Origin of the sequence: Pseudomonas lurida (assembly GCF_013522705.1) — a bacterium.
Lineage (GTDB): Bacteria > Pseudomonadota > Gammaproteobacteria > Pseudomonadales > Pseudomonadaceae > Aquipseudomonas > Aquipseudomonas quebecensis.
This window is the reverse complement of the sequence record NZ_JAAMRE010000007.1, coordinates 1-26,673: the sequence shown is the minus strand read 5'-3', so window position 1 is coordinate 26,673 and position 26,673 is coordinate 1. Positions and strand designations below refer to the sequence as shown.

Sequence of the window (26,673 nt, the reverse complement as noted above, 5' to 3'; positions counted from 1 at the left end):
GGGGCTTGCCCCCGATTCCGATGGTGCAGTCACCGACGGATGGACTGATACACCGCTATCGGGTGCAAGCCCTTCCCGCCGTCTGGAAGCGGCGCAAATACTCGATGTGCTGCCGATGCGCCGTTTCCTGCACCACCGGCGCCAATCGCACGGTCTCCCCCGGTAGACATTGCGCCAGCCTGGCCAACGCCAAGGGTGTAAGCGCACCCAGCCGTGGGTAACCGCCAATGGTCTGCCGATCATTGAGCAGCACGATCGGCTGTCCATCCGGCGGAACCTGGATCGCCCCCAAGGGAATCCCTTCGGAGATCAACGACGGCCCCTGATACTGCAACGGCGTGCCCAGCAGACGCATGCCCATGCGGTCGGCACGGCTGTCGAGCGTCCAGTCGGTGTTGAACGCGTCAAACAGACTCTGCCCGCTGAACCGGCCGATCTGCGCGCCGACAATCACGTCCAGCGAGCCGCCGGTCGGCAAGGCGGGCTGACTCAGCACCTGCAGGGCACCGCCCGTACCGGAATAGGCCAACCGACCGCCTTCGGCCAGCGCCTTACCCCTTCCCTCCACGCCACCGAGCGCTTCACGCACCACCGTGGCGCAACTGCCCAACACCGCCGGCGCATCAAACCCGCCCGGTGCCGCCAGGTACGCCCGCGCACCGCTGAATGGCTGGGTAAAGCGCAGACGCTGGCCCTTCTGCAGGACAAAACTGCGCCCGGGGCTGATCGCGCGCTCGTCGATAAAGGCCCCCAGGTCGGCACCGGCCAACGCCAGCAGGCAATAGTCCTCGGCCTTCACGGTAAAGCCGCCGAGGGTGATTTCCACCACCGGCGCATTCAGCGCATTGCCCAGCAACCAATTGGCCCAGGCCATCGACACCCAATCCAACGCACCGCCCTGGGTTACGCCCAGATGGCGCACACCAAAACGCCCGGCGTCCTGCAACAGGCACAGCGGCGTGCTGGCCTCGATCAATAAACGGCTCATGCATGCGCCTCCAGCGGTGCGTCATCGCCACCCAACCGGATGAATTCGGCGTGATCCACCGCCTGGAAACGCACCGTATCGCCGGGCTGCATCAGGCTGTAACCGTCGCGCTCGCGGTCGAAGAGTTTGGCCGGGGTGCGGCCGATCAGGTTCCAGCCACCCGGCGACACCACCGGGTAGGCCGCCGTCTGCCGCTCGGCGATGCCCACGCTGCCGGCCGCCACGCGTTTGCGCGGGGTGCTCAGGCGCGGGGTGGCCAGGGCTTCATCTACCAGCCCCATAAAGGCGAATCCGGGAGCAAACCCAAGGGCGAACACCTGGTATTCGTGGGCGCTGTGGCGGCGGATCACCTCATCCACCGTCAAGCCGCTGCGCTGGCTGAGCAAGCCCAGTTCGGGGCCGACGCGCAGGTCGTACCATACCGGCAGGACATGGCACTGGCCGCTGCCCTGGGCCTGGGGTTGCAGGTCGGCGAGGGCTCGATCGATGCGTTGTCGCGCCTCGGCCGGGCTCAACGCGGTGAGGTCGTAATGCACCATCAGCGTTGTATAGGACGGCACCAGGTCCACCAAGGCCGGGCCGAATGCGCCGCGCAATTGCTGGGTAGCGGCGAGCATCCACGGCATATTGGCTTCGGCGATGACCTCGAACAGACGCACCATCAGGCAATCGATGGCCACCACTTCAATACATGGCTTCATGCTGACTTCAACGCTTGGCGAATGCGTTGCACCGCGGCGATGGAGCTGGCGTTGTCGCCGTGTACGCACAACGTATTGGCCTGCAACACCAGGGCGCTGCCGTCGCTGGCGGTCAGCGGCTCGCCGCGGGCGATGGTCAGGGCTTGCTGGAGCACGGTGTCGGCGTCGTGATGCACCGCGCCCGGCAGTTGGCGCGAGACCAGGTGGCCGTGGCTGTCGTAGGCACGGTCGGCGAACGCTTCGAACCACAGGGTCAGGCCGTATTCGTCACCCATCGCCTGGGCCGCGCTGTTGTCGCGAGTGGCCAGCAACATCAGCGGCAGGCCGGCGTCGTAGGCCGCGATGGCCTGCATGACTGCGCGCATCTGCGCCGGCTTGGCCATCATGTCGTTGTACAGCGCGCCGTGGGGTTTGACGTAGCTGACGCGCGCGCCCTGGGCCCGGCAGATGCCGTCGAGGGCGCCGATCTGGTAGTGCAACAGGTCCTGGATTTCTTCAGGGCTGTAAGCCATCGAACGACGACCGAACCCCTGCAGATCCTGATAAGCCGGATGTGCACCGATTCGCACGCCATGCGTGAGCGCCAGGCTGACGGTCTTGCGCATGATACTCGGGTCGCCGGCATGGAAGCCGCAGGCCACGTTGGCGCAATCGATGAACGGCATGACCTCGGCGTCCAGACCCATGGTCCAGTTGCCAAAGCTTTCGCCGATATCACAGTTCAGTAGCAGGCGGCTCACGGTGGTCGCTCCTGTAGGCTTTGTTATTTTGTAGTGTGGGATTTTTACCGCAGGACACGCAACTTGTCCTGGCACCCCCACGCCGCTTATCGTGGAACGAACCGATTTTTGGCGCTGGCCCCGTGCCGCGTCCAACTAATAAAAACCGATCCAAGCATAAGAAAAAGTTGATCCCATGAATTTGAAGTTCCTCGAAACCTTCGTCTGGGTCGCCAGGCTCAAGAGCTTTCGCCTGACCGCCGAAAAACTGTTCACCACCCAGGCATCGATCTCCAGCCGCATCGCCGTGCTGGAAAGCGAACTGGGGGTCAAGCTGTTCCTGCGCGATTCGCGGGGTGTGAGCCTGACCCCGGAAGGCGTCAAGGTGCTCGATTACGCCGAACAGATGATGGTGACCCTGCAAGGTTTGAAGCAGTCACTGGAGACCACCAGCAGCAAGGTCGGACGGATTCGGATCGGCGCCATGGACACGGTGATCCACACCTGGCTCAGCCCGCTGGTGGCGGAATTGATGGACCGTTTCCCGCTGGTGGAAATCGAATTGGTCGCCGATACCGCACTGAACCTCAGCGATCAGCTGCAAAAAGGCTTCCTCGACCTGATTCTGCAAACTGACCTGCTGCGCCTGGAAACTGTGCGCAGCCTGGAGCTGGGCAGCCACCCCATGGCCTGGATCGTCGCCAGCCAATCGATCTACAACCGCGACTATGCGTCCCTCGCCGACCTGGCCCAGGAGCGCATCATCACCTATTCGAAAAACTCCCACCCGCACCAGGACGTTATCCGCCTGATGCAGGCCAACGGCGTCGCCGCGCCGCGCATGAACTGCGTGAACTCGGTGTCGGCGATCACCCGCCTGCTGCGCGACGGCTTCGGCATCGGCGCCCTGCCGCCGGTGCTGGTCAGCGAAGAACTGGCGCGCGGCGAACTGTTGATGCTGCCCATGGAGCAACGTTTGCCGAACCTGCAGGTGGTGGTGTCGTGGCGTGTTGGGGTGGAATTGGTGGAGGAGATCGTGGGGTTGTGCCAGAAGGTGGTGGCCCGGTATGCCGAGGAAGTCGGCGAAGAACGGATGGTGCTGGCAGCTGAATAAACCGGATAGGAATGTGGGAGGGGGCACCCCTCCCACAGTTGACCGAGTTGGGCGTTAAAGGCCCTTGAGGTCCCGCTCCTCAATCGGCCGGCTTTGGCGCAGGCGCTTGCCGCCCAGCACGATCCAGTCGATCAACCGGTACAGGCATTCCAGGCCGAACGACAACAGCATCGCCCCGCCCAGGCCCCAGCCCATGGCTTCGGGAGTCAGCAGGATCTGGTAGCTGTAGCCGTTCCAGGTTTCCAGGCGGATATCCGGATCGGCGGCCACCGCCACTTGCAGCGCGCGGATGTACCACGGGCCCTGCATGGCCTGGAATTGCTTGTCCAGCGCCACCTGGCGATCAAGCAAGGCGCCCAGGCTGCTGGCATCGCTCTGAAACACCGGGTCATCGCTGGCGCGGTAATGCTCGACCAGGGCGTGCATATCTCCCTTGAAGAACTGCTGCGCCGTGGTTTCGAAGCCGCGCAGGCTGGTCTGGGCCTCGATCAGGTGGGCCTCGACGCGCTTGGCATAATCGCTGATAAACCCCGGCACCTGCACACCGACCAACAGGCCAATGGCAAACAGCACCAACCGCAGATAGCTGAGCAACATAGTCGATGTCCTTACTCGGTAATGCCCTGGCTGACGCATTCACCGCGCCGCCACAGGCTCCATTGACCCGGTTCGTAGCGGGTCCAGTTTTCGTTGTCGGTCAGAGGTTCGGTGGCAATCACCGTGACCACGTCGTTGGGGGTGGTTTCGGCCTGAAAGTCGACGATCACGTCGACATCTTTCAAGCGCGCCGGGCCGAACGGTGCACGTCGGGTGATCTGGGCCAGTTTGGTCGAGCAATAGCAGAACAGCCAGTCGCCATCGCTGAGCAGGCAGTTGAAGACGCCTTTGCTGCGGTATTCGGTGCAGGCCGCGATCAGGTCCGGCAGCACCTGCTCCAGGTCCACCGGCTCTGGGAAGGCTTCGCGCACGCGGTTGAGTAAATCGCAGAACGCCGCTTCGCTGTCGGTATCGCCCACCGGCCGATAGAACGTGGCGCGCGGGGCGAAGTCCGCCAGTTGGCCGTTGTGGGCAAAACACCAGTTGCGCCCCCACAGCTCGCGCACGAACGGGTGGGTATTGGCCAGGCTCACCTTGCCCACGTTGGCCTGGCGGATATGACCGATCACCACTTCGCTCTTGATGGGGTAACGCTGCACCAGCAGCGCAACTTCCGATTCGCTGCTCGCGGCCGGGTCCTGGAACAGGCGCAGGCCACGGCCTTCGTAGAACGCGATGCCCCAACCGTCGCGGTGGGGCCCGGTGCGCCCGCCACGCTGCATCAGCCCGGTAAAGCTGAACACGATATCGGTGGGGACGTTGGCACTCATGCCCAATAATTCACACATGCCAGGGCTCTCGCTGCAGGGCTTACAACGTTAAAGGCGCGGTTCGACCCGCATACCGCTGACGGGCGCCGGACGCCGGAAGGGTTCGTCATCCTCCGGGTCTTCGGCGGCCAGGGCGGCGTCGGTGGCGGCCTTGCGTTCACGGCGTGCCTTGGCGGCGCGCTCGATGGGCCAGCGGATCAACACGAAGACCAGGTACACGCCGAATGCGATCATGGTGTACATGAACAAATCGGAAATGGCCCGCCAGGCGTTATTGCCAACCTTGAGCACCAGGTCCAGCGCGGTGATGGCCACGGCCGGCGCGAACTGGGTCTTGACCGGGTCAACGATGGTGGGGCTCAGCAGCAGCACCGCCATCAGCAATTGCAGCGGCTCGCGCAGCCAGCGCCAGATCCAGCGCGTCATGCGCCACCACACCAACAGGCAGCCCAAAGCGGCGAAGGCGTACAGGCCCCAAGCGGTCAGATAGTCGTTCTCGGTCATGGTGTCCATGGCAAGGTAGGCAAACAGGCGGCTATGATAACGGCTTTTGCGTGTCGCGGCTGCAATGCCGGCCACCTTCCGCCAGACAGAGAGTGATCCATGCCGTCATCGACCCACATCACTGCCGCCCCGATTGCCCGCAAGGCCCCCGGCCAGGACCCGTACGCCTGGCTGCAAGAACGTGACAGCGCCGAAGTGCTCGATTATCTCAAGGCCGAAAACGCCTGGCAGGAAGCCCAGCTCGCCGACCAAGCCGCGCTGCGCGAAAGCCTGTTCGAAGAGATCAAGGGGCGCATCCTCGAAACCGACCTGTCACTGCCCTCACCCTGGGGCCCGTACCTGTATTACACGCGCACCACCGCCGGTGACGAATATGCGCGTCACTACCGCTGCCGTCGCCCGGCCGACGACAGCACCCAGGTGGATGAAAGCAGCGAGGAATTGTTGCTGGACCCGAACGAACTGGCCAACGGCGGCTTCTTCTCCCTCGGCGCGTTCAGCATCAGCCCCGACCATCAGCGCCTGGCCTACAGCCTCGATACCAGTGGCGACGAGATCTACACCCTGTACGTGAAGGAATTGGCCACCGACAAGGTCAGCGAACTGGTATTCGATAATTGCGACGGCAGCATGACCTGGGCCAACGACAGCCTGACGCTGTTCTTCGGCGAGCTGGACGATACCCATCGCCCGCACAAACTGTATCGCTATCGGCTGGATGGTACGGCGGCGCAGGAAGTCTTCCACGAGCCTGACGGACGGTTCTTCCTGCATTGCTACCGTTCAAGCTCCGAACGCCAGCTGCTGCTGGCCCTGGGCAGCAAGACCACCAGCGAAATCTGGGCGCTGGACGCCAACCAGCCGCACTTGGACTTCACCTGCCTGGCGCCACGGGTCGAGGAACACGAATACGATGTGGACCACGGCCAGCTCGATGGCGAGTGGACCTGGTTTATCCGCAGCAACCGCGATGGCATCAACTACGCGTTGTTCGTCGCCGCCGATACCGGCGAGGTACCCACCGAAGCCCACTGGCGCAACCTGATCCCGCACCGCGACGACGTAATGCTCGACGGCGTGAGCCTGAACGCCAGCGCCATGACCCTGAGCCTGCGCATCGGCGGCTTGCCGGTGATCGAAGTGCATCCCCAGGACCTGGCGGCCTACCGCGTCGAATTGCCCGACGCCGCCTACAGTCTCTACGTACAGAACAGCCTGGAATTTCCCAGCGACAGGATCCGCCTGCGCTATGAAGCGCTGAACCGTCCGGCCCAGGTGCGCCAGCTGGAGTTGGCCAGCGGTGCGCAGCAGGTGCTCAAGGAAACTCCGGTGCTTGGCGTATTCAATGCCGACGACTACGTGAGCCAGCGCCTGTGGGCCACGTCGGCCGATGGCACTCAAGTGCCGATCAGCCTGGTGGTCAGGCGCGATCAGTTGGGCAAGCCGACGCCGTTGTATCTGTATGGCTACGGCGCTTACGGTTCGAGCCTGGACCCGTGGTTCTCCCACGCGCGCCTGAGCCTGCTGGACCGAGGCGTTGCGTTTGCGATTGCGCATGTGCGCGGCGGTGGCGAGTTGGGCGAAGCCTGGTATCGCAACGGCAAGCAGGAGCACAAGCAGAACACCTTCAGCGACTTTATCGCCTGCGCCGAACACTTGATCGCCCAGGGCCTGACCACTTCCAAGCAACTGGCCATCAGCGGCGGCAGTGCCGGCGGCCTGTTGATCGGCGCCGTTCTCAACCAGCGCCCCGAGCTGTTCCAGGCGGCGATTGCCGAAGTGCCGTTCGTGGATGTGCTCAACACCATGCTCGACCCGGAACTGCCGCTGACCGTCACTGAGTACGACGAGTGGGGTAACCCCGAAGATCCGGAGGTCTACGCACGGATCAAGGCCTACGCGCCGTACGAAAATGTACGGGCCCAGGCTTACCCTGCCCTGCTGGTGATCGCCGGCTACAACGACAGCCGCGTGCAGTACTGGGAAGCGGCCAAGTGGGTGGCCAAGCTGCGGGACACCAAGACCGACGATAACCTGCTGCTGCTCAAGACCGAACTGGGCGCCGGCCACGGTGGGATGAGCGGCCGCTATCAGGGATTACGTGATGTAGCGCTCGAATATGCATTTGTATTCAAGGCGCTCGGGCTGATTTAGGAACTTAGTGCGGCGGTTCGGTCTGAACACAGGACCGCCACTGTTTGATGGACCAAATTGCAGCTATGCCACCACCTACCCAACTCAATAATGAAATCCGCGACATGCTCATGGACTGCGGATTATTCGATCCGCTGCTGCCGGAAGATTTTCATATCGCCGCCGGCTACTTCAACATCAGCAGCATTGCCCAGGGCGAAGTGATTTTTCTCGAGGGCGATGCGGGCACCTTCATGTGCATCATCCACAGCGGCCAGGTGGCGGTGCAGAAAACACCTCACGAAGGTCAACCCGTGACCATCGCCACCCTGCGCAGCGGCCGCACCTTTGGCGAGATGGCGGTGCTCGACGGCGAGCGGCGCTCGGCCAGTTGCATGGCCGCCAGCGACTGCGTGCTGTTGAACCTGGGCAAGGACTCCCTGGAGAAAATGCTCAACGAAGCGCCGCGGGTGGCCGCCAAGATCATCCGCGCCATTGCGATTGCCTTGTCCAAGCGCCTGCGCATGGCCGACGGGCAACTGCTGGCCCAGCAGTTCTAGCCGCCGGGTGTCTTCGGCTTGCTGTCGTTCTGCTGCAGGCCGGGCACCGGCTGATCCTTGGGCGGCGTCGGCAAGACAATGGGCGCCAGGGGCGGCGAGCCGTTTGTCTTCGGCACCGCTGGCGGCGTGACCTGAGGGTAGAGGGTGGGCGTTGGGGTGCCCGGTGCGCCAGGCGTGGGCGCGGGGGCGACCGGTACGGTTTGCAACTCCTGAGCCTGCGCCGCACCCAATGTGAGCGCGCTCAACACAATGACCGTTAGAATGCTGCACTTCATCGATGGCTCCATGGCCTGACCGGAATGTCCTAAGGCTACTCCCAACCGCGCAAGAATGCCCTTCCCAATGAGATTTCCATGAAACGTTTCGTTCTGCTGGACACCACCCCGATCCCCGACAACGGCGGCGCTTTGTGCCTGTTCGAATATGGCGAGGATTTTGTCATCAAGATCCAGGGCGGCGACGGTGGCCAGTTGATGAATACGCGCATGCACGGTTCCGAAGACGCACTGGCCGAAATTCCCTGCCGCAAAGTCGCCGGCCGGCCGGGCTCGCGGGTCTTGATCGGCGGCCTGGGCATGGGCTTCACACTGGCCTCGGCCCTCAAGCACCTGGGCAAGAGCGCCGAAGTGGTGGTGGCGGAGTTGGTGCCTGGCGTCGTGGAATGGAACCGAGGGCCGCTGGGGGAAAAATCCGGTCGGCCATTGCTGGACCCGCGCACGGTGATCCGCCAGGAAGACGTGGCCAAGGTGCTGCAGGCCGAGCCCCAGGGCTTTGACGCGATCATGCTCGACGTCGACAACGGCCCCGAAGGTCTCACGCAAAAAGCCAATAGTTGGCTTTATTCGGCCGGTGGCCTGGCCGCCTGCGCCAAGGCCCTGCGCCCCAAGGGCGTGCTGGCCGTGTGGTCGGCCAGCGCGGATAAGCTGTTCAGCGACAAACTGCGCAAGGCCGGCTTCAAGGCCGAGGAAGTGCAGGTGTTCGCCCATGGCAACAAGGGCACCCGGCACACCATATGGATAGCGGAAAAGCTTAAGGGCTGAATCACGCTGTGTCGTGGCTATCGGGGGCACGTGGAATCGTCACACCGCCCTTCCCACATCGGTGATGGGAGTGGCGGTAGTCGATCACGTACGGCACTTTTTTCTCGAAGGTTTTCTCCAGCTCATCGCGGTCCAACTGGGGCATGCCGCCCAGTTGACGGGCCGTGAAACCGCTGTCGCCTATCTGCGCGCCCGGCGCCAGGCTGACCATGCGTTTGGCGACCGCTTCAATCGCGTCACGATAGCCGCCCTTCTTGTTCAGGTTGTACGCCGTCAAATCCACTTGGGTGCGCAGCCAGTTGCCCCAGTAGAACTCCAGGAATTCCGGCGCCACTTCACCCTCGTCCGGTTTGCCGTAGGCCGCCTTGCGAGTGAAGTACACCAGGCTGCGGAAGGTGTCGTCCTGCAGGGATCTGAAGCCCAGGTGGGCCGGCAACTGCTCGGGCCGCAGGGGCTGGCCCTGGTTATCCTTGAGCCAGACCTTGCGTGCAGCCTCCATGCGCTGCCAGAAAACAGCCAGGTTCGGGCTGTCGCTGAAGTCGTCGGTGACCTTGACCCACATTTTCAACCGAGGCCCGCCGCCTGGGGTTTCCCACAGTGTGGTGAAGCTGTGGTGACCATCGGTCAGGTACAACTGACCGCCCAGGCCCACCACCACGGTTTTCATGTCGGACGCATGGGTGCCTACCGGGCTGGCGCAGCTGAAACTGGCGGGCTGGCGCAGGTCGGCGTTTTTCGGCACGTTGGCGGCCTCGCCCTGGCCGTTGGTTTCGCAGTATTCATCGAAGGCCTTGGCGGGCTTGGCGGCAAACAGTCCGAGGCTGTAATGGATCTGATCGAACCCCACCACCGCCTGGGTCGGGTGCAGCTGTTCGAGGGTCACTTCGATCACCTGCCCCGGCTTGGGCGCCGACAACGCCTGAGCTTGAGCGGCAACCACACACAGCAGCAGTGCAACAGTCCATGATGGCCAACGCATGACTTCCCATTCCTTATCGATAAAGTGAATCGAACCTAGCGGTCATTTGCGGCGCGAGCGGCTAGAATCAACACTGTCCGTGACCCACCTTATAGCCAGGAGCCATGATGAGCTCGAGCAACCCGCCCTCCCACACCGCCAAGCTGGACCGCATCCTCGCCGATGCCCAGCGCGACCGCGAAATGGGCTACCGCGACAAAGCGCTGAAGATGTACCCGCACGTGTGCGGCCGCTGCGCCCGCGAATTCTCCGGCAAGCGCCTGAGTGAACTGACGGTACACCACCGCAACCACAATCATGATGACAATCCCCAGGACGGCTCCAACTGGGAATTGCTGTGTCTGTATTGCCATGACAACGAGCACTCGCGCTACACCGACCAGCAGTACTTCGGCGAAGGCTCCACCAGCAGCCCGACGATTGCCAAGGCCACCCACAACCCGTTCGCGGCATTGGCGGGGTTGATGAAGAAAGACGACTGAAGATTGTCGTCGTCCGTTGCGCCTGCCTCCCACAGATGAAGGGGCTCACAATAGACAGGTGAGAGGGGGCTTGCCCAAATGCCAGTCAGTTAAGGAGGAACACTGTAACGGTGGTGAGCGGGCTTGCCCCGCGCTGGGCTGCGCAGCAGCCCCAATAGGAGCGTCGCAGTATGCCAGGCAGTTCCGGGACTATGTTTTGGGGCTGCTTCGCAGCCCAACGCGGGGCAAGCCCGCTCGCCACAGGTTACTGGTTGCCCGTTCCGTCTCTTAACTGACCGGCATTGGGGCTTGCCCCCCGACAGCGCTGGCCCAAGCACGATATCCCCTTCAGGCCGTATAATCGCCGCTTTTCTTCAAGGCACCCTTCCCCGTGGGCAATAAACGCTACAGCTGCATCGGTCTGTATAACCCAAAATCCCCCGAAAACGTCGGCTCGGTGATGCGTGCCGCCGGCTGCTATGGCGTGGCGTCGGTGTTTTACACCGGGGTGCGTTACGAACGCGCGCGGGATTTCATCACCGACACCAAGAAGGTCCATCACGATATTCCGCTGATCGGCATCGACGACCTGAAAAAGATCCTGCCGCTGGGCTGCATCCCGGTGGCCGTGGAACTGGTGGACGGCGCCCGCCCGCTGCCCGAGTACACTCACCCCGACCGTGCGCTGTATATCTTCGGCCCGGAAGATGGCTCGCTGGATAAGGATATCCGCGACTGGTGCGAAGACGTGGTGTACATCCCCACCACCGGTTGCATGAACCTTGCCGCCACCGTCAACGTGGTGCTCTACGACCGGTTGGCCAAGGGCAACAACACCCGTTCGGGCCCCAAGTACTGATTTTTTCGGAACATCCGGCGCCTGCCGGCAGTCATCTGCAGACACTTGCCCTTGTTGGAGAGAGATCATGAGCGACAGCACAACCTTGCGCCCCGTCATCGAACACACGCCGTTCCAGACTCAGCCGACGCAGAATGTGCACGGTTGGGAACGCATCGGCTCGGTGGCCGGCGGCGTGATGATGGTCGGCAAAGGCCTGCGCCGTGGTGGCATTTTTGGTCTGATTCAGGTGGCGATTGGCGGCGTGGCGCTGGCCCGTGGCTTTACCGGGCACAGCTCGCTCAAGGACAAACTCGAGCAGGGCCGCCGTGAAATGAACAGCGTGCGCACCAAGATCGAACGTGCCGGGGAAGAGTTGAAGAATCTCAAGACCCGTGCGGAAGTGGCCGCCGAAAAAGCGGTTAAAACCACTGGCTGATCCCGACAGCTGAGCTGCTGGAGTTACAAATGAATGCAGGAGGTGGCGAGCCTCCTCCTGCAGAGGGATCTGTACAGGGTTGAGGATCAGCGCAGAAGCTTGGAATCGAGGACTACCGACGATTCGCCGATGATGTTTTCAGCCAGCTGCACAAACTCCGCCGTGGTGATGCGGTCGGCGCGCATCACCGCCTGCGCGAGATCATCGAGGGAGCGCTTGTTATGGGTTTTCACCCGGATCTCCCGATCCAGTTCCTGCAGCACCAGCACTGCCCGTGACACCGTTGCGCCGCTGACGTGTTCGCCGCGCAGGCTAGTGACATCCTTGCTTTCCCTGGCCAACCGCGCCTGTATCGCCTGATACCGCTCATCGGTCACGCCGCCTGCACGGCGCAACAGTTCGATGGCGTAGAACTCGCCCATCCCTTCGCTGATCCAGTCACTGCTGTCATGGTCATTGAAACGGCCAATCGCCTGTACCACCTCACGGATCAACGGGCTGCCGCCGTTTTCACTGACCAGCGGCGTACGGCTGTTGAGAAAGATCGAATCGCGCGCTGAAAACGCGCCGCGGCGCATCGGGTCGCTGGCTCCAACCACCAGCAGCTTGGCCGGATGGCGCGGGAAGGCGGCTTCGACCTGGGGCCAGACGAAAGTCAGCAACGTCAGCACATCCATGCGCCGCATGCCCTGCGCTTTGGGCGATGCCACCGTGACTTCGGTTTCACCCAGGCGCACGCGGCGACTGCCGAGGTTGCCGGCAAGCATCCAGCCGGTGGGACGGTCAAACAGGCGCGAAACGTTGTCGACACGGAACTTGTGTTTGCCGATGCGCGGCCAGGCGGTTTCGATGCTCTTCCAGCCGGCCGGCAACTCGAACATCAGGCGCGAGACCAGCTCGACGCCATCCTGCTGGTCGAGCCGCGCGGTGGGCACCAGGTCCTCACCACGGAACATCGCCCAACCTGGGGTCACGCGCGCTTCATACACACCGGGTTTACGCGCCTGGGTGAGGCGGACCCGGTAGGTCAGGCTGGCCTTGTCGGCGCTCGGTTGCCACAGGCCGCGGTGGCCCGTGACTTTCCATTGCCCGTCGGCCTTGAAATCGCTGTAGGTGCCGTCGTGGCCCAGGTCGAAATCCAGGCTACGCACCGCCGAACCTTGGGACAGGCTCACGCGGACTTCGGCCTGTTCGGTCTGGGGCAACAGTTTGACGTGGTAATCCAGGTCGACTTTCCGGGCGCTCCACGCCGCACTGCTGATGGCCAGCACCATCAGGCCCGCCGCCAGCTTGGCTGCAACCTTCATACACATTCCTCTCAGCCAGCGCGGAAGATCAGGTAATCCTCCCAGTCGTCTTCGGGCACGCTGCCTTCGCTGAGCATGCGTCCGGACTGGGAAATACGTTCGTGATGCACGGCGTCGCGGTCGCCGCACACCAGGTGGTGCCACAGCGGCAAATCCTTGCGTTCGCTCACCAGGCGATAACCGCAGGTGGGCGGCAGCCATTTGAATTGGTCGGCCTGGCCCGGGGTGAGCTGGATGCAGTCCGGCACCGACGCGCGTCGATTGGGGTAGTCGGTGCACTGGCAGGTTTTCAGGTCCAGCAACTTGCAGGCGATGCGCGTGTAATAAACGCTGTTGTCGTCTTCGTCTTCAAGTTTTTGCAGGCAGCACAAGCCACAGCCGTCGCACAGCGACTCCCATTCCTCCTGGTCGAGCTGTTCGAGGGTCTTGCGTATCCAGAAAGGTTCGACTTTGGCGGCCATGGCTCTACGTGGGTATCGGTCGGTAAAAGGGCCGCCAGTCTAGTGCGATGGCCGTCCGCGGCCAAGCGCTTACGACTGGCGGTGTTGCAAGACTTGTCAGTCTAGCGGGCGCGCAGTAGCTTTGAGCATCGAATTGACGATCAGGAACCACCTATGACCCGCGTTGCCGACTACCCGATCCATCCCCAGTTCACCGACCGCTGGTCGCCGCGCGCGTTCACCGGCGAAAACATCTCGAAGGAAACCCTGCTGAGTTTCTTCGAAGCCGCACGCTGGGCGCCGTCGGCCTACAACTCGCAACCCTGGCGTTTTCTCTACGCTCGCCGCGACACACCGGACTGGGAACGCTTCCTGGGCCTGCTCAACGAATTCAACCGCAGCTGGGCACAGCACGCCTCGGCCTTAGTGATCATTGCCTCGAAAACCGACTTTGTCGCCCCCGGCGCCAGCGAAGAAACCCCGGCACTGTGGCATACGTTCGACACCGGATCGGCCTGGGGCCACCTGGCGCTGCAAGCCAGCCTCAGTGGCTGGCACACCCACGGCATGGCCGGCTTCGATCAGGAACTGACCCGCAACGAGTTGAAGATCCCAGAAGGCTATGCCCTGCATGCGGCGGTGGCGATCGGCAAGCTGGGGGACAAGGCGACCTTGCCGGAGTACTTGCAAGGCCGTGAAGCGCCCAGCCCGCGCAAACCGTTGAGCGAGTTGGTATCGGAGGGCGATTTCAGCCATTAAGGCTAAGCGTGTCGGGGATGGGCCAGGTGATACTTTGTCAGCGCTGCCCCTCCCCGGCAGGCACACGTTTGAATGTGCGGCGCATTCAAGTGCACGGGCTTTTCTGCCCCTGTCGACTAGGCAAGCAGCTCACTCAAGCGTCTCTTGAGATCGTTCTTGCTGCGCGTATACGCCGCGATTTCCATCTCATAAAGCGCCTCGCCCGGCACCATCAGTTCAGGCGGTAGCGACTGAATATCAACCGGATAGATTTTGTTGTCTCTGGAGGAATATAAAAGGTTCTTCAACTGCAGATCCTGGTGATAAACGCCCTTGGCTTCCATCCCGTTCAATGCGTCCTCAAGTAAGGTTCGAACCTCTGGGGGCAAACTGCGCTTTTCAATTTTCGCCATGCTGACGCCGTCCAGTTTCGGCATTTTGATATATGAGCGGCCATCCTCAAGAATCGCCGTGGCAAAACCCTCTCCGTAATATTGGTTCAGCGCTCGGGTTTCATGCCTCGTGTAGTCGGGCAGAACGTCGGAGCTCGTAGCCCCCATGTCCTTATAGGCACTACGCCCATCGAGACTCTCATAGACGACGCCTTCGGTACCTCGCCCAATCTCACGTCCCAGGTCCGCTTTCACTGAAGCCGGACTCCCCCCACGGGCTCCCAGTCGCTGCCATTGATCACCCTGGACATGCTCAACCAGCAACGACGTTTGTCGATTGTTGTGATAAACCCGCGCCTGCACCCTGCCATCCTCGGTGCGCGTGACCTGTCGGACTTCGTAAACAGCTGTCCGGCCCGTGCTGTCGGTGTGGCGAATATGCGATACGTGGCCATCGGCGGCGACATACACCCCCTGGCTGTTGCGTGGACACCCGGCGATCTTCGCTTCGGGCACGTTGAATGAGCCAAACAACGCATTACTCAGCTCAGCGTCCGGCGCCTTCGGCAACAGGGTCACCTTGCCCTCCACTGCGCGGGCAGCCGGTACAAAATCTTCGAGCGGACGGCCATAAGGCCGCATGGCCTGCGCGTCCAGGGCATACCATTTGCCATTGTGCAGCGTCGCTGCGCCTTCAACACGTTCACCAGCCACTTTGAAGCTGCCCGTTGCCACGTCACCGTATTGCTTGCTGGCAATTTTGAGCAGGTCATAGCTACCGGTGGCACCCTTGAGGTGATTCACCACAGTACGACCACCTCTCAACGCCAAGCGGCCACCGACCAATGCCAGATCGCCCAGACCGCTCAAGGGGTTGAACGCCTCAACCACAGTCGCGCCGACGAACCGCGCGGCCTTGGCCAGCCTGCTCGCCGTTGACAGAGTTTTACCCAATGCCTTGCCCGCTTGCGCAGCCTTGCCGGCACCCAGGGTGACCAGGCCGACCACATCCATGCCCAAGTCGAAGAGGCCCTGCCCGACACTGCCGTTTTGAAAGTTGACGATGGCCGAGCGTAAAGGGATGAGGTTCAGAAAGAACTCGGAAATCGCGTGGTTTCGGCTGCGGTCTTGATCATACGAAGTGACCCCTCTGGCCTCCTGCAGTAGATCGGCGTTGTTCAGGTCCAGTGATTTGACGAAAACATCGGCGATCAACTGGCTGCGAGGGGAATTAAAACTATCAGGCTGCCCCGTCCCCTGCGGTTGCTGCGCATAATGCGCGGCGCGCTTACCGTCATAGGGGTCAAACACTGCCGTTCGCGAGAGGATATTGGCCTCGCGCTGTTCCATTTTGCGGGTGGTATACGGCTCGGTACGTCGGCGTAGCAGGAAGTTCTCTTTTTCGATGACACCTCTGCGCGTGTCGATGGTGTAGAGGTTTGGGCCATCTCGGGTGGTGGTCTTCACCTCCAATGTGTGGCCTCTGACATGCAGGGCGGGAGGGGTGAGTAGATCACCGGCAATTGTGTATTGGTTGGTATGGAAGAATTCCAGCTTGCCCTCTTCCAGGTTCCTGCGGTCCTCCAAAGGCAACGTGGAGATCAGGTGCCGAACCAGGCGTTGCTGACCGTCCTCCAGTGCGCTCAGGGCCTCGTCATATGAAGCCTGGAAGGGCGCGGCAACCCCCAATCCACCCTTCTCGTAAAGCGCGCAGAACCTTTGGACGGGTAGCCGTTTGTCAGTGCTTATCCAATGATCTTCAGGCCCCAGCGCGCCGCCTTCCATGACGACGTCCAGCATTGAGCGCTCGCCGGGATACAGGCCTGGCCGACCTTCCTTCAAGCGTGCTTTGTGGAGCGTGCGCACCTCAAAGAGGTGGCTGTCCAGGTCGGGAAACGCGGCCTTGAGCTGGGTAAGTGCCATCGCCTTGCGACTGGGAATGTCAGTTTGCAGCAACGTACTGGCGTCTTTGAGCGAACTCAGGTGATGGTTATACGCTGTTCGCACGCGCTCCATATCGCTGGCCGAAGGCACTTGTTCCGCGCCGACGAGAAAGCCACTGGCGATGCCCCAATCCCTCAGCGCCTGGTAATCGATAGGCTGGCTGACCGTTTCATCGCTATCGAGCTGTTCGGCAGCCAGCAGAATCTCGGCGTACCCCATGGCGAGGGTGCGTCCGGGTGTCTGCACCTCGATCCTGGCCACGGCCATCGTCAATTGTGCCCACAGGACGCTACCGTAGGTCACGCTTTGGGGAATGTCTTTGACCAGGTAGTGAGGAGCAGCCTTGGCCAGCAGCAGATAGGCTCCTAAATGGGCGGTCGTCGCGCTGACACGGCCTTGCTCGATCAAATGTTTGCCTAGCGCCTCAACCACCGTTGAGGCCGGTTGCCCCCAATACTGGCTGCTCGCCAAGTCAAAACCGGCAACGTGATTGCGAGCGGGGGCCGCCAAAGACTCCGGATCAAGGCCCAACTGGATCGCCGTCATCACATAATCGCTGTTACAGCCCACGGCAGGCATACCGCCCAGCCGCGCCCGCAGGGCTTGCTCCAAAGCCCGCGCCTTGGGGGAGGCGAGCAGCTTCTCCATCGCGACCATCGGGTGTTTGAGGTCGGCCTCAACCACCGAGCTGCCACTGAGCAGATAGCCCAAGGCCCCCTTCCCGCCCTCAGGCAAAGGCAGACTTTGTAAGCCGGTTTCATTGCTGTGCAGCAGGTGGACGAGGGTGTTCTGGTCTTCACCGGGCATCGCTCGCGGCCAGGACAGGGCACCGCCGAGGTTCCCCAGCGGATGGGCCTGAGCTTGCGCGGACAGCGCATTTTTCAGCTCGACCAGCGCTTCCAGGGTTTTGGGCACCTGCAGCGCACAGCCTTGAAGGTACGCATCAAGACTGACCAGACGGTTGGGCGGCAGCGGCTGGGGTGGTTGATAGGAGGCGTCCTCGCACACATACATCGTTGTGCTGCTCAAGAGCGAGGCGAGCGCGGTCTCCATCCTTTCTCTGGCTTTGGCAGGGGTTAACGTGTCATCGGGCACGAGCTGGCCCGGGAGTTGCTGAATGACGGTCTGGAGCCGCCGACTCAGGGTTCGCCGGTCGCAGTGGTCGCCCAAGGCGTTCTTGAATGCCGAAATAGGTCGGGGCACAGGGGTGGCAAGCGTTTCAGACGGTTCGTCAGCGGAGGCGATAGCGGAGTGCAAATACTCCCTGTGGCGCACATAAACAGCAGGCGGTGTGGGTGTAGTCATGACAGTACCTGTCCTTAATCCAGTGGATATCCTTTAAAAGACGCAACCTTGCGCCTTTGCGATCACTGGGTGGCAGGCCCGCCAGGGCGGTTCCAACCGGACTGTCAGGTTTTGTGTACACGACCGAACGTAGATCAAAACGCGTCCGATGGCCGGGTGCGGCGGTCAGTAACCGCGCTCGAAATCCACTTCACCGCGCAAGGCTTGCTTTGCCTTGTATGCGCGTACGTTGTCCAGAAACAACTCCACCATCATCGGCGGCGACGTCGGCGCAGAGCTGTGCCCAGTCAACAACAACCCCCAGGCGGTCCAGAACGGATGGCGCTGCGGCAGCGGTTCCTGGCGGCACACGTCGATCACCGCACCGGCCAGGTGCCCTTCTTTCAACGCCTCGACCAGATCCGCATCGACCACCGCCACGCCACGCCCGACGTTGATGAACAGGCCGGTGGGCTTGAACTGCTTGAACAGCGCCGCGTCGTACAGGTCATGGGTGTTGGGTGTGTTGGGCAACAGGTTGATCACATAATCCACCTCCCCCACCAACCGGCCCAGTTGGTCCGGCCCGGCCACTTCTATAAAGGGCTCCTGCTCACGCGCAGTGCTGGCGATGCCGTACAGCTTGACGCCAAACGGCACGAGGAATCGGGCGACGCTCCGGCCGATATCCCCCGTGCCGACGATCAACACCTTGCGTCCGGCCAGGCTCTGGCCCATGCGGTTGTCCCACTTGCGCTCGACCTGGCTGACCAGGCGCGCCAGCACCTCGCGCTCATGGCCGAGCATATAGGTCAGCACAAACTCGGCCATCACCTGGCCGAAAATCCCCACCGCACGGGTCAGGCGATAGTCGCGTGGCAAGCCGTCGGCCAGCAGCGGCGTGATGCCGGCCCAGGTCGACTGCAGCCATTGCGGGTGGTGGCCCTGGCGCAGCAGGGTCGCCAGCAGGTCCGGCTGGCCCAGCCACACCGGGCAGTCGGCGGCCAGGCGCGACAGCTCGGCGGAGTCGCCGCTGGTCAGCACTTCCAGCTCCGGCGCTGCTTCGCTGAGCAGTCGGGCATACAGCGGGTGATCCTGTTCAGCAATCAGAACACGCATGGTTCAAACCTTTCAAAAACAGTGCAGACGGCCGCCCGTATCCTTACGGCCACCGCCAACTCAAACGATTTCAATGAGAATGTGCCCCGGACAGGGCACCTACCGATCACATCGGGTCATTGCGACGCAGCAGCTCTTCGGGCAAGTGTTCGATGTACTCGTCCTCGGCCGGCGGCATTTGCAGGTGGTAGCCCTGTTTATCGAGGTTTTCCAGGACCACGGCGATGTCCTCGCGCGACAACTTACGCTCTGGTGTCAGGACCATGTCGAAGGCCAGGTGCGGTTTGCCGAACGCCACCATCAAGGGCTCGGGCACGCGCTCAAGGGCATCGCTCTTGAGCACATAGAGGTACATGCCGTCTTTTTTCAAGCTGCGGTAGATGGAGCAAATACGTTTCAAGGCTGTTCTCCGGCAGTGGCCAGGCTGTCGAGCAGCGCCTGGCCCATCAACTCGCGGCGCCAGCCACGCAGCGAGTCTGGCAATTGGTAAGGTCCATCGGGGTAGCCACTTTTAACCAGGGCTTCGAGGGTTTTCTTGCGCAGCATCAGTTCCGGCGCCATGTCCAGGCGTTCGGCTTCGGCCTGGCCGAGGGCGCGCAGCTGTTTGATCAGCGCGGCGGCATCCACCGGCAAGGGCTCGGCCACGGCCGGCGGCCATTGGTCCGCGGGCACACTGCCAGCACGCTTGATCAGGTCCAGCAGGAACTGCCCGTCCTGGCGCACGGTGCGCGGGTGCATGTCTTCGATCTTGCCCAGGGCGGCGAGGTTATCCGGCTGGGACTTGGCCAGGGGCCAGAGCGAATGTTCGCGGATGATGCGGTTGCGCGGCAGGTCCCGGGCACGGGCCTGCTGCTCGCGCCAGGCGCACAGCTCACGCAATACGGCCAACTGCGCGCGGGACAGTTTCCACGCCAGCTTGGCGTCGCGGTACACCTCGTAGGGGTCGACTTCGCGGCGCAGGTTGGCCACCAGTTCGGCGCCATCCTCCAGCACCCACGCGAATTTGTCGTCCGACAGGCGTGGACGCAGGCGTTCGTAGACTTCGGCCAGGTGCACCGCGTCTTCGGCGGCGTAGCTGATCTGGGTCTCGGACAACGGGCGTTGCAACCAGTCCGAGCGGGTTTCGCCCTTGGGCAACTCGATGTCCAGTACGGCCTGGACCAGGCGCGAGTAGCCCATGGAGAAGCCGAGGTTCAGGTACGCAGCCGCCAGTTGGGTGTCGAACAGTGGCACCGGCAGGCTGCCGGTCAGGCGCAGCAGCACTTCGAGGTCTTCGCTGCAGGCATGCACCACCTTGATCACCGCCGGGTTTTCCAGCAAAGCAGCCAGGGGTTGCCAATTGTCGATGGTCAGGGGATCGATCAGGTAAGCGCGTACGCCGTCACCGATCTGGATCAGCCCGGCAATGGGATAGAAGGTGTCGACCCGCATGAATTCGGTGTCGAGGGCGACGAATGGCAACTGCTGCCATTCGGCGCAATGCTGGCCGAGGCTATCGTTGTCGCAGATCCAGTGAATATCGATGGCCACACGGCTCTCCCTTGAAGAATGGCGCGCAGTATATATCGCGAAAGAGCCTTGCGAGCATCCGCAGTGCACAGCCGATCATGAAAACTCAGACAGGCATTGAAGAATAGTCCGACAGGCGGGAGTTATCATCTCTTACGCAGAACATAGACACGCCATACCGCGGAGCCCGGTACGAATTCCTGATGGTGCAGCACCTTGAAACCCGCCTGGCGAAACTCGCCCTCAACCGCGGTGCGGGAGTTGACCGAGATAATCACGGTGTCGCGACTGACCCGATGAAACTCGCGCAGCAGCGCCAGGCGTCCTTCACTGTCGGGTACATGACGAAACAATTCCAGACAGAAGATGCAGTCCACCGCGTTTTCCGACAGGCCGATGGAAAACGCCGAGCCCTGGAACGTCTTGACCCGCTTGAGCAAGGATGCCGGGTGATGGGTGCGGGCATGGTCGAGCATGGCCTGGGAGTTGTCCGACGCCAGAATCACGCGGTTGACGTGCTCGGCCAGCACCGGCCAGAAGCGCCCCGAGCCACAGGCCAGGTCGAGGATCAGCCCCGGCTCGCCGGCCACTTTCAATGCCTGGCGCACCAGCCAGGCATCGCGCCACGCCACCAGGCGCCGACGCAGCCCTGGCGGGCGCGTGTCACCGCAGACGCTGGCGTGTTCACGGCCACAGCGTTCGGCGTATTCGATCTCGATGGAGGATGGTGGTTGTGACGACATCTATGGGCTCATCTGGGCGAAACGGTAGTGAACGACCTTGATTGGCAGCTTAACGGCCGCCACGTGAAAAAAAGGTCGAAGACTTTCTACCGTTAATCCCGTCATGCCTGATGCAGGTACCAACGCCAATCCTGCTCCCCGACTTCGCCCATGAACTGGCGGTATTCGGCGCGTTTGACCGCCAGGTACACGCCGAGAAATTCTTCGCCGAACGCTTCGCGCGCCCATTGGGAGCCTTCCAGCGCGCGCAGGGTGGTGAGCCAGTCGGTGGGCAGCAGCTCTTTGGCCTGAGCGTAGCCGTTGCCTTGCACCGGAGCGCCGGGGTCGCGCTGCTCGCGCAGGCCCCGATGGATGCCGGCCAGGATCGCCGCGGCAGCCAGGTAGGGGTTGGCGTCGGCACCGCAGATGCGGTGTTCGATATGCCGCGAAGGCGCCGGCCCGCCCGGCACGCGCAGGCTGACGGTGCGGTTGTCGACCCCCCAGGTGGCGGCCAGCGGTGCGTAGCTGTTGGCCTGGAAGCGCCGATACGAGTTGGCGTTGGGGCAAAACAGCAGCAACGCGTCGAGCAAAGTACTGAGCATGCCGCCCACCGCATGACGCAGCAGCGGCGTGCCATCGGCTGCGTCGCTGGCGAACAGGTTGTGGCCGTCGGCATCCGCCAGGCTGACATGCATGTGCAGGCCGGTGCCCGCCAGGTCGTCGAACGGTTTGGCCATAAAACAGGCGGTCATCCCGTGTTTGTGGGCCACACCCTTGACCAGACGCTTGTAGCGCACGGCTTCGTCCATGGCCTGCAGAGCATCGGCGCGGTGCTCCAGGGTGATTTCGACCTGGCCGGGGGCGTACTCGGAAATCGCCGTACGCGCCGGGATGCCTTGCAGCTTGCAGGCACTGTAAAGGTCGGCCAGAAACGGTTCGATCTGCTCCAGTTCGCGCAGGCCATAGACTTGGGTCGCGCGCGGACGGCCGCCGTCCTGGTCGCGCGCCGGTTGCGGGCGGCCGTGGCTGTCGGGTGTCTGGTCAAGCAGGTAGAACTCCAGCTCGGCCGCCATCACCGGGTAATAGCCGTCGGCCTTGAGCGCGTCCACCACCTTGGCCAGCAGCTGGCGCGGGTCCGCCACGGTGGCGGGCAGGCCTTCGCGGGGGTGCATGCTCACCTGCACCGCCGCGGTGGGGATCAACCGCCACGGCATGCGTTGCAAGCTGCCGCTGATCGGGTAGGCGCGGCAGTCGATATCGCCCACGTCCCAGACCAGGCCGGAATTTTCCACGTCATCGCCGTTGATGGTCAGGCCCAGAATGGTGCTGGGCAGCGGGCGGCCGCTTGCGTACACCGCCAGCAGTTCATCGCGGTGCAGCAGCTTGCCGCGTGGCACGCCGTTGTTGTCGAGGATAAACAGCTCGAACAGTTCAATGTCCGGGTTGTGTTCAAGAAAGGACTGGGCTTCGTGCAGGCTGGCAAAAATACTCATGGGGGCTCTCATACGGGTACGTCAGGCAGGCGCGCGGGCGCCGCCGGGCAGATGCGCACAGGTGTGCGTCATCCAATGGGTCAATCAACGTAGGAGAGCGGTATCCGGCGGACGCGCGTGACGGCAGTGGAACAGCGCCCAGAACGCCAGCGCGGACGGCAGTGTCGCGAGGTGAGCGTCGGGGGAAGCGGCCATGGGCAATCACACTGGTGGGATGCGCGCCAGCCTCACACGCGGCGACCGCCGGTTAAATTCACGCTTGACGGAGTGTGGTTGCAGCCCGGCTAAACAATCGTCACGCCTTGCCACCCTGCCCCGCGCTGGAAATAATGGCCACCCGCCCTCACCCCAAGGACTCGACCGCATGAAAGCTCCTTTAGCCCTCTGTGTACTGGCGAGCCTGGCCACGTCGGCCCTGGCCGACACCGGTGCGTCGCGCCTCGATGAGGTGTTGCAGCGTGGCACCCTCAGCGTGTGCACCACCGGCGACTACAAGCCCTACACCTCGCTGCGCGCCGATGGCCGCTATGAAGGCATCGACATTGCCATGGCCGAGTCCCTGGCCAAAAGCCTCAACGCCAGGATCCAATGGGTGCCTACCACGTGGAAAACCCTGATGCCGGACTTCCTGGCCCAGCGCTGCGATATCGCGGTGGGGGGCATTTCGGTGTCGCTGGAGCGTCAGAAAAAGGCCTTTTTCAGTCAGTCCCTTGGTGTCGACGGCAAGATCCCGCTGGTTCGCTGCGCCGACGTGCAGCGCTACCAGAGCGTCGAACAGATCAACCAGCCCCAGGTACGAGTGATCGAACCGGCAGGCGGTACCAACGAAGTGTTCGCCCGTACGCACTTGGGCAAAGCGCAGATTCGCCTGCACGACAACGTGACGATTTTCGACGAGTTGCTGGCGGGCAAGGCCGACGTGATGATCACCGATGCCAGCGAGGCGCGCTTCCAGCAAAAGCTCAAGCCGGGGCTGTGCGCGGTCAACCCGGACAAGCAAATGCAGTACAGCGAAAAAGCCTTTCTGCTGCCCCGGGACGACGTGGCGTGGAAAAGCTATGTGGACCAGTGGTTGCACCTGAGCGTGGCCACCGGCGTGTACGACGGCATCGTCAATCAATGGCTGGAGGCGCCCTGAGCCATAGGCGTCTACGCTGTGCTCACATCAACAAGAACGAGGATGGGTTCATGAAGGGACTGCTGAGAATGACCTGGCTGCTGCTGTTGGGATTCAGCCAGGTGCATGCCGATACCGCTCAGGATGACGATGCCCAGGCCGCGAAGGCGCTGCTGGAAAAAGCCCTGGTTTATTACCAGAGCAATGGCGACAAGGCCTTTGCCGCCTTCAGCCGCCAGGGGGAGTTTGTCGACCATGACCGCTATGTGTTCGTGGTCGACACCCAGGGTGTCTTGCTGGCCAGTGGCGGCCCCTCCTCCGCGTTGATCGGCCGCGACGTATCCGAGGTGCTCGGGCCGGACCTGCGCGAGTCATTCGAGCAAGCGCTCAAGGTGCCCGAGGGCCAGGGCATGCAGCAGGCCGACTATCGCTGGCAGAACTGGAACGACGGCAAGGTCGAGCACAAGCATGTGTTTTACCAGCGCGTGGGCGAGCGCATCCTGGCGGTGGGTTACTACCTGCCACGGGCCACCCCGGAACAGGCCCGGGCGCTGCGCAACAAAGCGGTGAATGCGTTGGTCAAGGACGAAGCCGGTACGCTCAAGGCGATCAACTCACTGCAGGGCGGCTTTCTGCAGGATGACCTGTACGTGTTCGTGGTGGACCTCAATACCCAGCGCTACGTGGCCCATGGCACCACGCTGCGGTTGATCAACACCGACTTCAGCAAGATCAAGGACCCCGACGGCAAACCGGTGGGCGAGCCGATACTCAAACTGATGACGGAGCAGGACCAGGGCGAATACAAATACCGCTGGAAAAACCCGATCACCGACAAGGTCGAGAACAAACATGCGTATATCCGCAAGAGCGGGCATTACATGGTTGCGGTCGGCTACTACAGCCCCTGATCGGCATTGGAATGCGTTCGAATGGGAGGGGAGCTTGGCGGGGAGCTACTGACTATTAGAAATCGCAGTTCCGACCGCTGGTAGGAGGTGGGAAGTGTTGGCTATGCGGCGCGCAGACGCAGGGTGAATGGGCTGACACCCGCTATTGGGAGCCAGCCCATTTGCGCTATCACCCAGCGTGCAGGCACTCCAGCGCGCGGTCGGCCAGGGTGCTGGCCATGTCGATCAAGTGCTGCGTGGCACCGGCCATATGGCGCTGCTCGCCGCTCAAGCCCTGGGTGGTGTCGGATGCGGTGGCGGCGGCGCAGCGCAGCAGGTCGCAGAGCTGGGCGAGGGCGTCTTCGAAGCTGAGGTCGTGGTGCACGGTGAAGGATGGCGGTGAGTCGGGTTGCAGGTAATGACGCAGGGCGCGGTCGAGAATGTCGCGGTCGAGGGTGAAACGGGGTGGGTCTGGGACGATTTTGTTCATAAGTGAAGCTCCTACTGAAAAAGGAGCCAGCCTGGTGTCGTTTCCACACGACAATAGGGTGGCAGCTGTACGCAGGGTGGAAAACCGGACAGTAGGACCCGGCCAGACCGAAGCCTGCCCACGTACAGCCGCCATAAAACGGTCTGAAGGCCAAGTCATGCCGACAACTGTCTGATGGAGCTGGCGCTTGGCGCCCACTGAATTCCCAGGTTTCCACACCCGATCGCTGATAGGCAGCGACGGAGCGAAGGCTAGCCAGTGGAACAAGTAGGCGCAAGGCCGTGGGATTGTCTAGGAAACGTCCTGCAAATTAAAGGGATAGGGATTGCTGGCCTTTAACAATGCATGTCGATCAGGCGGCACAGGTTAAAGGTGGGAGGGAGCTTGCCCCCGATGGTGGCGTGTCAGTTAGCTCATCTAGACTGATCCACCGCTATCGGGGCAAATCACCACCCGCAGTGCTGTTTGCGTCAGACTGATGGCGAGTGCTTTTTTCGACTCTAGGACTAAGTAAAGCTGTCCCGCTTTTTCGAAGTCTGGGAGAAGGACCTCGATTGCAGGGAGACAACCAACTCATTTTTAATTTTGCAATTAAAAATAAGCTAATTGACATGCCCCTCTCGAAAACAAGCCCTCTCCCAAAGTTAATTAAATAGATCGTTCTTGAATATTCAGTGGATCATTAATCTGAATGAGTGACTAAATCACGAATTCAAAGGTATCCATTTCAAAAGAATCCCTATTTGCATTTGCTACTACTATACTTCGTATGCCCGGGCGGCTAAAAACGACCTGCTGCACACTACGCGGAGGAGCTATATATTTAGTTTCTAGGGGGCGGTCGTGCTCATCATAGCTGGTAGCAGAATTGTACTCGTCGGCGGCTACATACCAAAAAGACACCCTTGTATAAGATGCTTTAAACTCAAGCTTGTAAACTACAGGAGCGTTTGAGTTCGATAAAATTTTATTCTCAATTTTGCCCGGGGTATAAAACGCAGTATCCCTGATCGCGAGTAAGCCATCAGCTGCTCCACCTATCACGCTGATTTTCATGCCTTTTATCTCTAAAGATTCTCCATATCGAATAACTGTCACTTCTGCCACTTCGTCAAAGTTTTCTCCGGTTGGCAAATTTTTTGCGGAATAAGTCGTCAACGGAAAAACCTGCCCTCCCCTTTCCGTACTGCCATCCAACGTCACGTCACAACTAACCGTAATCGAACCATTGTCCTGCACGGTCGATAACCAACCGCGGGCCACATCCTTATTCACCAGCCCCGCCGCCGCTTCCCCTGAGTTGATCGCATACCCGTCAAGCACCTTCAAGTCGTCCACGCCCGGACTGCTGCAGGTCAGCCATACCCTTTGGTTGATAAAGCTCA

At 61.8% G+C, this 26,673-nt stretch carries 27 protein-coding genes and 1 pseudogene; 10 read left to right on the top strand and 18 right to left on the bottom strand.

Annotated features, from left to right (window positions below; all coding sequences use genetic code 11):
• Window positions 1-55: 55 nt before the first annotated feature.
• The 3 genes from G7025_RS08190 to G7025_RS08180 are packed head-to-tail and all read right to left on the bottom strand — an operon-like array spanning window position 56 to window position 2,429.
• Window positions 56-988 carry a 5-oxoprolinase subunit C family protein gene (locus G7025_RS08190; protein ID WP_181078027.1) on the bottom strand — a complete coding sequence of 311 codons (933 nt, stop codon included), beginning with the start codon at window positions 986-988 and terminating at the stop codon, window positions 56-58.
• Window positions 985-1,689 (bottom strand): 5-oxoprolinase subunit PxpB, encoded by a 705-nt coding sequence (gene pxpB / locus G7025_RS08185; RefSeq protein WP_181078026.1) that lies wholly within the window; start codon window positions 1,687-1,689, stop codon window positions 985-987. Before pxpB ends, G7025_RS08190 begins: the two co-directional genes overlap by 4 nt.
• Window positions 1,686-2,429 (bottom strand): 5-oxoprolinase subunit PxpA, encoded by a 744-nt coding sequence (locus tag G7025_RS08180; RefSeq protein WP_181078023.1) that lies wholly within the window; start codon window positions 2,427-2,429, stop codon window positions 1,686-1,688. The genes pxpB and G7025_RS08180 overlap by 4 nt, the downstream gene beginning before the upstream one ends.
• A 175-nt stretch (window positions 2,430-2,604) precedes the next feature.
• On the opposite strand from G7025_RS08180, the gene G7025_RS08175 reads away from it, so the two are divergent.
• A complete protein-coding gene (locus G7025_RS08175; protein WP_181078021.1) occupies window positions 2,605-3,522 on the top strand; it encodes a LysR family transcriptional regulator in 918 nt (305 codons plus the stop codon).
• Window positions 3,523-3,576: 54 nt separating this feature from the next.
• On the opposite strand, the gene G7025_RS08170 is transcribed toward G7025_RS08175, so the two are convergent.
• From G7025_RS08170 to G7025_RS08160, 3 genes are read right to left on the bottom strand one after another with little or no spacing between them, the layout of a single operon-like run.
• Window positions 3,577-4,119: a DUF2937 family protein gene (locus tag G7025_RS08170; RefSeq protein WP_181078019.1), complete on the bottom strand. Its 543-nt coding sequence runs from the start codon at window positions 4,117-4,119 to the stop codon at window positions 3,577-3,579.
• Between the two features lie 11 nt (window positions 4,120-4,130).
• A complete protein-coding gene (locus G7025_RS08165) occupies window positions 4,131-4,907 on the bottom strand; it encodes a class II glutamine amidotransferase (RefSeq protein WP_181078017.1) in 777 nt (258 codons plus the stop codon).
• 30 nt (window positions 4,908-4,937) lie between these two features.
• Window positions 4,938-5,468, bottom strand: a complete 531-nt coding sequence (locus G7025_RS08160) for an MFS transporter (protein WP_181078015.1) — start codon at window positions 5,466-5,468, stop codon at window positions 4,938-4,940.
• A 24-nt stretch (window positions 5,469-5,492) separates the two neighbouring features.
• On the opposite strand from G7025_RS08160, the gene G7025_RS08155 reads away from it, so the two are divergent.
• Together G7025_RS08155 and G7025_RS08150 are read left to right on the top strand one after the other, a co-directional pair.
• The gene (locus G7025_RS08155) at window positions 5,493-7,547 is read left to right on the top strand and encodes a S9 family peptidase (protein WP_181078013.1); all 2,055 of its coding nucleotides are present in this window, start codon (window positions 5,493-5,495) and stop codon (window positions 7,545-7,547) included.
• Between the two features lie 65 nt (window positions 7,548-7,612).
• Entirely contained in the window at window positions 7,613-8,086 is a 474-nt protein-coding gene (locus G7025_RS08150) for a cyclic nucleotide-binding domain-containing protein (protein ID WP_181078011.1), read from the top strand.
• Here G7025_RS08150 and G7025_RS08145 read toward each other — a convergent pair.
• On the bottom strand, window positions 8,083-8,361 hold the full coding sequence (locus G7025_RS08145) for a hypothetical protein (protein WP_181078009.1): 279 nt from the start codon (window positions 8,359-8,361) through the stop codon (window positions 8,083-8,085). The genes G7025_RS08150 and G7025_RS08145 overlap by 4 nt on opposite strands.
• A 78-nt stretch (window positions 8,362-8,439) precedes the next feature.
• On the opposite strand from G7025_RS08145, the gene G7025_RS08140 reads away from it, so the two are divergent.
• Entirely contained in the window at window positions 8,440-9,126 is a 687-nt protein-coding gene (locus G7025_RS08140; RefSeq protein ID WP_181078007.1) for a spermidine synthase, read from the top strand.
• 1 nt (window position 9,127) lies between these two features.
• Here G7025_RS08140 and G7025_RS08135 read toward each other — a convergent pair whose 3' ends face one another.
• Window positions 9,128-10,105, bottom strand: a complete 978-nt coding sequence (locus G7025_RS08135; protein WP_181078005.1) for a ParB/Srx family N-terminal domain-containing protein — start codon at window positions 10,103-10,105, stop codon at window positions 9,128-9,130.
• Window positions 10,106-10,212: 107 nt separating this feature from the next.
• Between G7025_RS08135 and G7025_RS08130 the strand changes: the two genes are divergently transcribed.
• The 3 genes from G7025_RS08130 (at window position 10,213) to G7025_RS08120 (ending at window position 11,843) form a co-directional block, all read left to right on the top strand.
• Window positions 10,213-10,587: a YajD family HNH nuclease gene (locus tag G7025_RS08130; protein ID WP_181078004.1), complete on the top strand. Its 375-nt coding sequence runs from the start codon at window positions 10,213-10,215 to the stop codon at window positions 10,585-10,587.
• A gap of 370 nt (window positions 10,588-10,957) precedes the next feature.
• Entirely contained in the window at window positions 10,958-11,425 is a 468-nt protein-coding gene (locus G7025_RS08125; RefSeq protein ID WP_034096446.1) for an RNA methyltransferase, read from the top strand.
• Between the two features lie 67 nt (window positions 11,426-11,492).
• The gene (locus tag G7025_RS08120; protein ID WP_181078002.1) at window positions 11,493-11,843 is read left to right on the top strand and encodes a YgaP family membrane protein; all 351 of its coding nucleotides are present in this window, start codon (window positions 11,493-11,495) and stop codon (window positions 11,841-11,843) included.
• Window positions 11,844-11,929: 86 nt separating this feature from the next.
• Here the strand turns inward: G7025_RS08120 and G7025_RS08115 are convergent, their stop codons facing one another.
• Together G7025_RS08115 and G7025_RS08110 are read right to left on the bottom strand one after the other, a co-directional pair.
• Window positions 11,930-13,150, bottom strand: a complete 1,221-nt coding sequence (locus G7025_RS08115) for a hypothetical protein (RefSeq protein ID WP_181078000.1) — start codon at window positions 13,148-13,150, stop codon at window positions 11,930-11,932.
• Between the two features lie 11 nt (window positions 13,151-13,161).
• Window positions 13,162-13,611, bottom strand: coding sequence for a YcgN family cysteine cluster protein (locus G7025_RS08110; protein WP_043046481.1), 450 nt, complete (start codon window positions 13,609-13,611; stop codon window positions 13,162-13,164).
• A gap of 153 nt (window positions 13,612-13,764) precedes the next feature.
• Between G7025_RS08110 and G7025_RS08105 the strand changes: the two genes are divergently transcribed.
• On the top strand, window positions 13,765-14,349 hold the full coding sequence (locus G7025_RS08105; RefSeq protein ID WP_181077998.1) for a nitroreductase family protein: 585 nt from the start codon (window positions 13,765-13,767) through the stop codon (window positions 14,347-14,349).
• A gap of 116 nt (window positions 14,350-14,465) precedes the next feature.
• Here G7025_RS08105 and G7025_RS08100 read toward each other — a convergent pair whose 3' ends face one another.
• From G7025_RS08100 to G7025_RS08075, 6 genes are all read right to left on the bottom strand, one after another.
• On the bottom strand, window positions 14,466-17,969 hold the full coding sequence (locus G7025_RS08100; RefSeq protein WP_181077996.1) for an OspG family effector kinase: 3,504 nt from the start codon (window positions 17,967-17,969) through the stop codon (window positions 14,466-14,468).
• 165 nt (window positions 17,970-18,134) lie between these two features.
• A complete protein-coding gene (locus G7025_RS08095; RefSeq protein ID WP_181077994.1) occupies window positions 18,135-19,067 on the bottom strand; it encodes a D-2-hydroxyacid dehydrogenase in 933 nt (310 codons plus the stop codon).
• 106 nt (window positions 19,068-19,173) lie between these two features.
• Window positions 19,174-19,467, bottom strand: a complete 294-nt coding sequence (locus G7025_RS08090; RefSeq protein WP_181077992.1) for a YcgL domain-containing protein — start codon at window positions 19,465-19,467, stop codon at window positions 19,174-19,176.
• Window positions 19,464-20,597, bottom strand: a complete 1,134-nt coding sequence (gene rnd, locus G7025_RS08085; RefSeq protein WP_181077990.1) for a ribonuclease D — start codon at window positions 20,595-20,597, stop codon at window positions 19,464-19,466. Before rnd ends, G7025_RS08090 begins: the two co-directional genes overlap by 4 nt.
• Before the next feature lie 125 nt (window positions 20,598-20,722).
• Window positions 20,723-21,319, bottom strand: a complete 597-nt coding sequence (locus G7025_RS08080) for a class I SAM-dependent methyltransferase (protein ID WP_181077989.1) — start codon at window positions 21,317-21,319, stop codon at window positions 20,723-20,725.
• Window positions 21,320-21,420: 101 nt separating this feature from the next.
• Window positions 21,421-22,791 carry a glutamine synthetase family protein gene (locus G7025_RS08075; protein WP_181077987.1) on the bottom strand — a complete coding sequence of 457 codons (1,371 nt, stop codon included), beginning with the start codon at window positions 22,789-22,791 and terminating at the stop codon, window positions 21,421-21,423.
• A gap of 364 nt (window positions 22,792-23,155) precedes the next feature.
• Between G7025_RS08075 and G7025_RS08070 the strand changes: the two genes are divergently transcribed.
• Window positions 23,156-23,929, top strand: a complete 774-nt coding sequence (locus G7025_RS08070) for a transporter substrate-binding domain-containing protein (RefSeq protein WP_181077985.1) — start codon at window positions 23,156-23,158, stop codon at window positions 23,927-23,929.
• Between the two features lie 50 nt (window positions 23,930-23,979).
• A complete protein-coding gene (locus G7025_RS08065; protein ID WP_181077983.1) occupies window positions 23,980-24,819 on the top strand; it encodes a cache domain-containing protein in 840 nt (279 codons plus the stop codon).
• A gap of 169 nt (window positions 24,820-24,988) precedes the next feature.
• Here the strand turns inward: G7025_RS08065 and G7025_RS08060 are convergent, their stop codons facing one another.
• Both G7025_RS08060 and G7025_RS08055 read right to left on the bottom strand, forming a co-directional pair.
• A complete protein-coding gene (locus G7025_RS08060; protein WP_181077958.1) occupies window positions 24,989-25,288 on the bottom strand; it encodes a DUF6124 family protein in 300 nt (99 codons plus the stop codon).
• Window positions 25,289-25,987: 699 nt separating this feature from the next.
• A pseudogene (locus G7025_RS08055) lies at window positions 25,988-26,673 on the bottom strand (hypothetical protein); the annotation flags it as partial.